The organism is Mycolicibacterium sp. HS_4_1 (assembly GCF_054515875.1).
Genome location: NZ_CM137261.1, coordinates 5,509,485 through 5,517,155, shown reverse-complemented (window position 1 = coordinate 5,517,155; position 7,671 = coordinate 5,509,485). Strand labels below are relative to the sequence as shown.

The window sequence follows — 7,671 nt, the reverse complement described above, 5'->3', positions numbered from 1 at the left end:
CGTGGGGGACATGGCCGATCTGCTCGAGCTGACGCCCGCGTTGTACCGACTGCGGATCCCTGGTGAACGGGCACATCTGCTCAACTGCTACCTGCGGCTCGATGCCGACGGCGTGACGCTCATCGATACCCGGCTGGCCCGACAGCGCGACGCTGATCGCTGACGCCCTTGCCGCGCTGGATCGCCGACCCGCCGACGTGAAACTTATTGTGCTGACGCACTTTCACGAGGACCACTGCGGCGCCGCCGCCGAGATCGCGGGCTGGTCCGGTGCTGAAGTCATTGCCGGAGAGCATGATTCGTCGTACATCACGGGTGACGCCGCCGGGCCGATACCAGTGCTCACCGACGGCGAGCGGATCCTGCGGCCGGACTTCGACGCCGCACCGCACGGTCCGGCCTATCGCGTCGACCGCACGGTGTCGGGCGGCGACGTGCTCGACTTCGCTGGCGGTGCCCGCGTCGTCGCCGTGCCAGGCCACACTCCCGGCAGCATCGCGCTGTATCTGCCGGCTGCCGATGCCGTGCTCACCGGCGACGCCGTCGCGGAAGTCAATGGCCAAGTGGCGGTGGGTGTCTTCAACACCGATCGGCCTGCCGCGGTCCGGGCCGCGGGCACCATCGCTGCGACGGGCGCCCGCATCGCGGGATTCGGCCATGGCGAAGCGATCCGCGGCGATGCCGCCGGACGCATCGCCGGGGCAGTCGACCTGTTCGGGTGAATTCCTGGCTTAGCGGGTAACCAGCTCAACTGGCGCTCGGGTCTGGCCAAGTCTCGGCACTCGGTCGAGATTGGCCAATTCCTGTTTTGCTGACGGTCCGCACTCTCGATGCGCGATATTCTCGAACGCGAGGGCGGGGGAGGATTCGAATGCTGGTTGACCCTGAGATTTTGCGGGCGTTCGCAGACCAAGTTGGTATTGCGTCGAACGCGATCCGCGCCGCGGACATGGGGAGCAAGGCGAGTAGCGCTGGAGATGGGTTACCCGGTTCCGCTACGCAGTGGGCATGCCGCGTTGTCGGAGCCCATATCGCCGCTGAGGCTGAGAAGATCGCAAGCAGCATCATGCGTATGGGAGCGGCGGTGCGTGGCGCCGGTGACAAATACGAGGTGACTGACAGCGACCTGGCCGGGTCGTTCAGAGGGTTGTTCTGACCAATGCTGCCATCGAGACCGAGGTTGGAGAAGTGGTCGCCAGATTCTCTCATGTCGGCGGGTAGTGCCCTGGGAAAGAGCGGCGCCGATATCGCGGCAGCGGTTCGATCTCTCGACGACCAGATCAGGCGAATGCCTGAGGCGAGCGCATGGTCGGGCTCTGCACATGACGCAGCGACCGCGATGTTCGGCCGGGCGACGAGAGCTGCTGATGATTTCGCGAAGTACACGAACTCGGTGAAATCGGCACTTGCCAAGGGCGCGTCAGATATTGGCAATGCCAGGGCGGCGCTCATCAACAAAGCCGACGCGATCGATCTGACCGAACTTCACGTCAGCGATCAGTGGGTGGTGCTGATCAAGCCCGCCGAGATGTCAGAGGAGAAGGCAGCCGCGCTCCAGCGTCAAGCGGAAGCGGAGCAGGTAGAAATCAACCGGCTGCTGGTTGCCGTCGGTGGCGCCGATAGTGGTACGGCTGCTGCGGTGCAGGCTGCTGCGAAGAATTTTGGCTTCGCGCTGCCCGTGCCAAGTGACATCGGCTTGGGGTTTCCGACGACCGGGCCGGTACAACCGGCGGACGAGGTTCCGAACCCGCTCACCATGGACGGATTGACGCGGCAAGGCATCATCCGTGGCGAAGATATGGCGACTATCAGAATTGCCACGACCGAATCGACTGACAAGGACGGCAATCGAGTCACCACGTTGACCATGGCGGACGGCGGCAAGAAGGTCATCACGACGTATGACTTCAATAATACGAAGAAGATGGATCATGTTGGGTCAAATTGGTTCGACAAGAACGGCAACTTGCTTTCTCACACGGCGTCCTGGGTTGACCCTGGAACCAAGGTGAAATACACGCAGATGGATTTCGGGAACAACGGTGCATTCTTCCTCGCCACCGAGACCCCTGACGGGCACCGAACAGCGGGTTGGACCATGCCGGATGGGCGGCACGGAGCTTTGCCGCCCGACAACCCGTTCTTTACCAGCGACGCGCCGACGGTGGTCGGCGGGGCGCTCACCGGTCTTGATGCACATGTCGGACGGGGAGGTGGCCTGCCTGGGCTGACGCCGGATTCGGTCAAGGACATCGGTAAGGCTGCCAGGTATGGTGGACCGGCTCTGGGGCTATTGACAACCATGTACAAGGCGGCGGCTGCGCCGACTCCCCACGAGGCCTGTGTGGCCGGTATCTCCGGTGTTTTCGGAGTCGGCGGTGATTATGCGGGAGGCTGGGCCGGGGCGGAGCTTGGCGCCAAGTTCGGTGCTGGAGTCAGTGCTTTAGGCGGACCCGAAGTGGCGCCATTTACGGTGCCGCTATTCGCGGTCGCGGGTGCGTTCGGCGGGAGCAAGGGAATGGAGTGGATAGGCACTCAGGTCGGTGGGTCATTTTGTCCGAAATGATGTTGCCAATGCCCGAGCACTGGAAATCGCCAAAAGTTGCCATGGATTTATTCATCTTTGGCTTCCTGGCGCTCAATGTAATTTGCCTCTTTTGGGTCTGGCATGTTGTTGGCCGACGTGATTACCCAACCTCAGCTTTCGCTATTGGGTTGCTTATCTGTGTCCTGTTTCTGCTTGTAATAATGGTGCGAGCGCGGATGGGTCGTGCTAGTCGGCATCCGACTCTTGAGGTGGATGGGACTGTTTTCCGGTCACCCCGCACAATGACTCGGTGCCTTGAGCTATCGATCGTCGGTGCAATCGTGAGTGGAACCATTTTTGTTTGCTATGTCCCAAGCGGACGGCTAGCAATCGGAATCGGTGGCGCGAGGCAAATCTACTACCCAATTATTGTTGCCGGGCTGGTGTGTTGGTTTTCCTACCTTCTTCTGAGGGGGCGGTCGAGTGGTTGGGGGTATCTGAAACTGTCTCCCGAGGGCTTTGAGGTCGCAAACTCCGCTACCACGACCGCCAGTGGCGCGTGGGATGACGTGGTGGATGTCATTGACCACGCGCCGAAGGGCGCAGCACCGTACTGTCCGGCAGTGTTGGTGATGAGCGATGGTCCGCCTCAGGTCATCAAGAGCGTAGATGGTTACGGACCTTATGGAAGTGCGATCTACTGGGCGATCCGGCATTACTGGCTGCATCCGGAAAACCGTGGCGAACTCACAGATGGCCGGGCGATCGAACGGCTGCGGGCGCAGGATTTCGAGGTCGAATGATGCGTCGCGACCGGCGCCGCTGGTGGTTCGCGGCAGGCGGCCTGGGTTTGGCTGCCGCGGTGGTGGCTGCCGTGATTGTCGTGGTGCAGCGACCGATAGATGGCAGTCCGCAGGCTTTGCCACCGTTGCCCCCAGCACAGCAGCTGGGATTGCCGCAACAGTTGCTGCTGTCCCAGTCGATGCGGAAGCAACCGGTGGTCGGCTGGCGCGTGACGGCCGCTGAGTTGGGATTGCCGGCGGATTCCATGATCCGGCCGGAGGGCAACCTAGGGGACCGCGGCTTCTTTCTCGGTGTCTCGGGCGATGGGTGGCGAGTCGTCGGGGTCAATGTGGCGGATGGTCACCGGCTGTTTGCCCCAGTTCGGCTGGGTCCCAACGCACGTGCGGCCAGCACCCGGTGCTTCGTGAACGGGCCAGCAATGTTGCTGTGCGTGTGGGAAGCAGCAGAAGGACCGCGCCGAGCGTGGGTCGTCAACACCGAGACTGGGGCCGTGATGTTCGACGGCCCGACTGAGTTACGAGCATACGGATCAGGCCCCGAACCACGCTTGAGCCAGGTAGGTGGCTACGTGGTCGCCGCGGTGCCGGACAGTGGTGTTCATGGGGTTGGCCCGCATGCCGAGCTGACATGGTTTGTCCCGGGCGATGGTCTGCTCGGGGATTCTGCGGGACCCAATTCGGACCTTCAGCCGATGAAGTTTGCATCGCAAGGTGTTTTCAAGGCACCCGACGTCGTTTTCTCGGTCGCCGACGGCGTCTCGGTCAAGCCTTCAGCGGCGCGTGACGCATCAGTCGGAGGTGCCATCGTCTACGCCGGTGGGTTCGGGTTCAGCTACCACGATCAAGACGGCACGGACCGCGTTGCTCTGCTTGATGAATCCGGCCGGTTATTGGCGCAGATGGCCGGAGACCTTGTGAATACCTCGCCCGACGTGCCGATCGTGGAGGATGAGTCGCAGCTTCGAGTTGTCACGATAACTGGGCGGCAACTGCTCGAAATCCCCAAGCCGACGTTGCGGCTCTACGCGCGGCTCATCGGCACGACCCTGTACGTCGCCTCCGACAAGCGGCTTCGAAGTTGGCAGCAATTCGACCTGCGAACGGGTACCGAGGGAAAGGCCTGCGATGCCGAAGGCTTGTCCACCAGCTACATCGGCTCTGATGGCGCGATCGCCATCCTGACGGGCGAACCGTCATCGGTCGCCTATGGCATGGATATGGCGACATGCGAAACCGCGTGGGCCATGCCAGGCACAGGCTCCCCGGACGTGACTGTGCGCGAAGTATGGAGGGTGAACACCACGCTGTTGGGCCGTGGTGTGAATGACTTGTTTTCGCTTGTGCCGCAGCGTAAATGAGTAAATGAACTGAAACTAGTGAGAATCCCTGGACACCCTCGGCACCCTCGGCACGCTCGGTGGGGAACCTACGCCGTGACGGTGAGCTCGACGCGGCCGTCGGTACCCAGACTTTCCCGCTCGGTCAGCGCGGAGGTCTTGGCGACGAGCCGGACGCGGTCGGCGCGGAACAGGTCCTCGGAGTATTCGAAGGGCCGGCCGGTGGCATCCGAGGCGACACGCGTCATTGCCAACAGGGGAGTGCGCGTGGGGATTTCGAGCCAGGCGGCTTCGCGGGGGTTGGCGCTGACGACCTCGATGCTCTCGACCGACGTCACGGGTCTGAGGTCGTAGCGCACGGCGAGAATGTCGTACAGCGAGCCGCCGAGAGGCTGCTCCAGCAGGTCTGGCACCCGGTCGGCGGGGAAGTGCGCGCAGTCGACCGACAGCGGGAAGCCGTCGGCGTAGCGCAGCCGCTGCACGACGACGAGTTCGGTGTCCGGTTGGACCCCCAGGCGCTGTGCCTCGATGGCCGTGGCGCCGCGCAGGGCCGTGGAGAGCACGCGGCTGCGCGTGGTGGAATGCCCGCCCTGCTTGAGCCGGTTCGGCAGCCCGGACAGCTCGGCGACGTTGCGTTCCACGAGCACGGTCTTGATGAACGTGCCGCCCGCGCGCCCGCTGCGTCGCTCGAGGATCCCGGCGCGGCTCAGCGGCACCAGGGCACTGCGCAGCGTTGCACGGGACACTGCGAACTGCTCGGCCATCTCGCGTTCGGAGCCGAGGCGGTCACCCGGGCGAAGCGTGCCGGCGTCGAGCATGCTGACGATGCGGCGCCGCACATCCTCGGCTACCGGGCCGCCCTCGGACTCGTCCATGTGGTTCACCGTACCGACCTACTGTCACCCGGCGAGAGCGTCCAGGGATTCGGGGAGGATTTGCCCGCCGTCGACGACGATGGCCTGCCCGGTGAGATAGCGGGCCTCGTCGGTGGCCAGGAAGGCGGCGAGGTGGCCGATGTCTTCGGGAGTGCCCAGCGTCCCGGCCGGGATGGAGCGCGCCATGCCGGCGATGTAGTCCTCGCCCATCTCCTGCAGTCCCTCGGTGAGGATGTTCCCGGGCAGGATGGCGTTGACGGTGATGCGCTTGGCCGCGAGTTCGATTGCGGCCGTGCGCATGAAGCCCAGCTGGGCGGCCTTGGAGGCACCGTAGTGCGACCAGCCGGGGAAGCCGGTGATCGGACCGGTGATCGACGACGTGATGACGATGCGTCCGGCGCCGCTGCGGGTGAGCGCGTCGAGGCAGGCCTGCACGCTGTAGACGGTGCCCTTGACGTTGACGTCGAGCACTGTGGACAGGTCGTCGGGCGTCATGGTGGCCAGCGGTGCCTCGGGGAAGATGCCGGCGTTGGCGCACAGCACGTCGATACCGCCGAAGGCATCGACGGCGGCCTCGGCCATGGCCTGACAGGACCGGGGATCGGCGACGTCGACGGAGATGCCGATGACCTTGCCGGGCCCGAGCCCGTCGAGGCCGGCGACCGCGGTTTCGAGGTCGTGCAGCGACCGGGCCGCGACGGCGACGTTGGCGCCCGCGGTGGCGAAGACGGCGGCGATGCCGTAACCGATGCCCTTGGTGGCTCCGGTGACGACGACGTTCTTGTTGGCGAGATCGAACATGAGGCGCGTGTCCTGTCAGTCAGTGGGTGAGGGTCGGAGCGGCGGCAGGTCCCTCTACCCGGAACCACGACGGGTCGGTGAGGTAGGCCTGTGCCAATTGTGCAGTGCCAGCGGCGTATCGATGCCCGAGTGTCTGCGCCGGTCCCGATTCTGGATGGCTGCCGATCCAGGCCGTCAGCATCAGACGGCGCAGCATGACGAACGTGGGGATCTCGGCGAGGTCGGCGGCGGGGATGTCCCGGACACTGCGGTAGCCGGTGAGCCATTCGTCGATGATGCGCGCGGCGTCCGGGGTGTCCTCGACGAACGACACCACGGCACCGAGGTCGGCGAGATACCACGACCAGCCGCAGTCGTCGAAGTCGATGACGGTGATCTTGCCTTCGTGGACCATCAGATTCGACATCCGCAGGTCGGCATGGACCAGCCCGAAGCGATCGGGCCCCATGCCGTACTCGGTGAGGCGCTCGATGACCTTGCGCTCGGCCTCTTCGATGATCGTGGTGTCTTCGGCGCTGAGCGCCGGGGCGTCACGCCAGCTGCCCCAGCGACCGGCGGCGCCGAGCATCGTGTCCAGATCCCAGCGGAACCGCGTGAAGGTCTCGGGTCGCTGCCAGCGCTGGACGTGCTCGTGGAGCGTCGCGGTGATGGCGCCCAGCTCACTGAAACTGATGTCCGAGGCGTCGTCCTCGGCGATGGTGCCCTCGACGAACGTGAACATGTCGACCAGGCAGACGTCGTCGCCGATCCGGGCCTCCACCACGCGCCGGCCGTCGGGAGCGGGAATCACCTGAGGCGTCGTGATGGCGGAGTCGGACCGCAGGCTCTCCATCCAGTCGAGTTCGGATTCGATGGCCGCCAGCGAGTGGTAGCCGGGCCGGTGCACGCGCAGGACCTGGCGCTGCGTACCCGTTTCGGTCACGGTCTCGACCAGGAAGGTGCCGTTCTCCGAGTAGCTCAAGAGCGTCACGGTCGCCGACTCGAGCCGGTAATGCGGCAGCGCGACGCGGGCGAAGCGTTCGTAGTCGGCTAGGGCTAGGTCGCGGGCCATGTCGCTCATTGTGGCTCTCCTGAACTGCGGTGTGGGCACGGTCACGTTTTGGTCTGGTCTGTTGTACCCCATGCCGGAACGAAAGTGAACCAAATCTGAAAATTGGTAACACCGGTTTTACGCTGTGGAAATGCTGGGAGCGCGACGGCGGTTCCGTCACGAGTGCGCAGGTAGTGAAGGTATTGACCCGATCGGACCGGTCTGGTAGCAATAGCGCTGTGCCGATGGCCTGGGGGTCCATTGGTCCAATGGATAGCTCAACCACTGCTCGATAGAG

7 protein-coding genes and 1 pseudogene are annotated in these 7,671 nt (G+C 64.3%); 5 read left to right on the top strand and 3 right to left on the bottom strand.

Translation table 11 applies throughout. The features are described from left to right. The first annotated feature begins 10 nt into the window (after positions 1 to 10). The 5 genes and pseudogenes from ACX12F_RS26750 to ACX12F_RS26730 all read left to right on the top strand — a co-directional run bounded on the left by ACX12F_RS26750 (position 11) and on the right by ACX12F_RS26730 (position 4,688). A pseudogene (locus ACX12F_RS26750) lies at positions 11 to 722 on the top strand (MBL fold metallo-hydrolase). Positions 723 to 871: 149 nt separating this feature from the next. Beyond that, positions 872 to 1,156, top strand: coding sequence for a type VII secretion target (locus tag ACX12F_RS26745; protein ID WP_459367262.1), 285 nt, complete (start codon positions 872 to 874; stop codon positions 1,154 to 1,156). A gap of 51 nt (positions 1,157 to 1,207) precedes the next feature. Further along, positions 1,208 to 2,566, top strand: a complete 1,359-nt coding sequence (locus tag ACX12F_RS26740; RefSeq protein WP_459367261.1) for a WXG100 family type VII secretion target — start codon at positions 1,208 to 1,210, stop codon at positions 2,564 to 2,566. Between the two features lie 302 nt (positions 2,567 to 2,868). Further along, positions 2,869 to 3,330, top strand: coding sequence for a hypothetical protein (locus tag ACX12F_RS26735; protein ID WP_459367260.1), 462 nt, complete (start codon positions 2,869 to 2,871; stop codon positions 3,328 to 3,330). Continuing rightward, on the top strand, positions 3,327 to 4,688 hold the full coding sequence (locus ACX12F_RS26730) for a 9-bladed beta-propeller domain-containing protein (protein WP_459367259.1): 1,362 nt from the start codon (positions 3,327 to 3,329) through the stop codon (positions 4,686 to 4,688). The genes ACX12F_RS26735 and ACX12F_RS26730 overlap by 4 nt, the downstream gene beginning before the upstream one ends. Positions 4,689 to 4,756: 68 nt before the next feature. On the opposite strand, the gene ACX12F_RS26725 is transcribed toward ACX12F_RS26730, so the two are convergent. Genes ACX12F_RS26725 through ACX12F_RS26715 form a run of 3 tightly spaced genes read right to left on the bottom strand, consistent with a single transcriptional unit; the run spans position 4,757 to position 7,394 of the window. Then, positions 4,757 to 5,542: a GntR family transcriptional regulator gene (locus ACX12F_RS26725; RefSeq protein WP_459367258.1), complete on the bottom strand. Its 786-nt coding sequence runs from the start codon at positions 5,540 to 5,542 to the stop codon at positions 4,757 to 4,759. Between the two features lie 24 nt (positions 5,543 to 5,566). Beyond that, entirely contained in the window at positions 5,567 to 6,343 is a 777-nt protein-coding gene (fabG, locus tag ACX12F_RS26720) for a 3-oxoacyl-ACP reductase FabG (RefSeq protein WP_459367257.1), read from the bottom strand. A gap of 19 nt (positions 6,344 to 6,362) precedes the next feature. Continuing rightward, entirely contained in the window at positions 6,363 to 7,394 is a 1,032-nt protein-coding gene (locus ACX12F_RS26715; RefSeq protein WP_459367256.1) for a phosphotransferase enzyme family protein, read from the bottom strand. Positions 7,395 to 7,671 lie beyond the last annotated feature (277 nt).

Bases quoted from the DNA above. Each gene is read 5' to 3' on its own strand.
- fabG (WP_459367257.1), bottom strand. From the start codon at position 6,343: ATGTTCGATCTCGCCAACAAGAACGTCGTCGTCACCGGAGCCACCAAG.
- ACX12F_RS26740 (WP_459367261.1), top strand. From the start codon at position 1,208: ATGTCGGCGGGTAGTGCCCTGGGAAAGAGCGGCGCCGATATCGCGGCA.
- ACX12F_RS26725 (WP_459367258.1), bottom strand. From the start codon at position 5,542: ATGGACGAGTCCGAGGGCGGCCCGGTAGCCGAGGATGTGCGGCGCCGC.
- ACX12F_RS26715 (WP_459367256.1), bottom strand. From the start codon at position 7,394: ATGGCCCGCGACCTAGCCCTAGCCGACTACGAACGCTTCGCCCGCGTC.
- ACX12F_RS26745 (WP_459367262.1), top strand. From the start codon at position 872: ATGCTGGTTGACCCTGAGATTTTGCGGGCGTTCGCAGACCAAGTTGGT.
- ACX12F_RS26730 (WP_459367259.1), top strand. From the start codon at position 3,327: ATGATGCGTCGCGACCGGCGCCGCTGGTGGTTCGCGGCAGGCGGCCTG.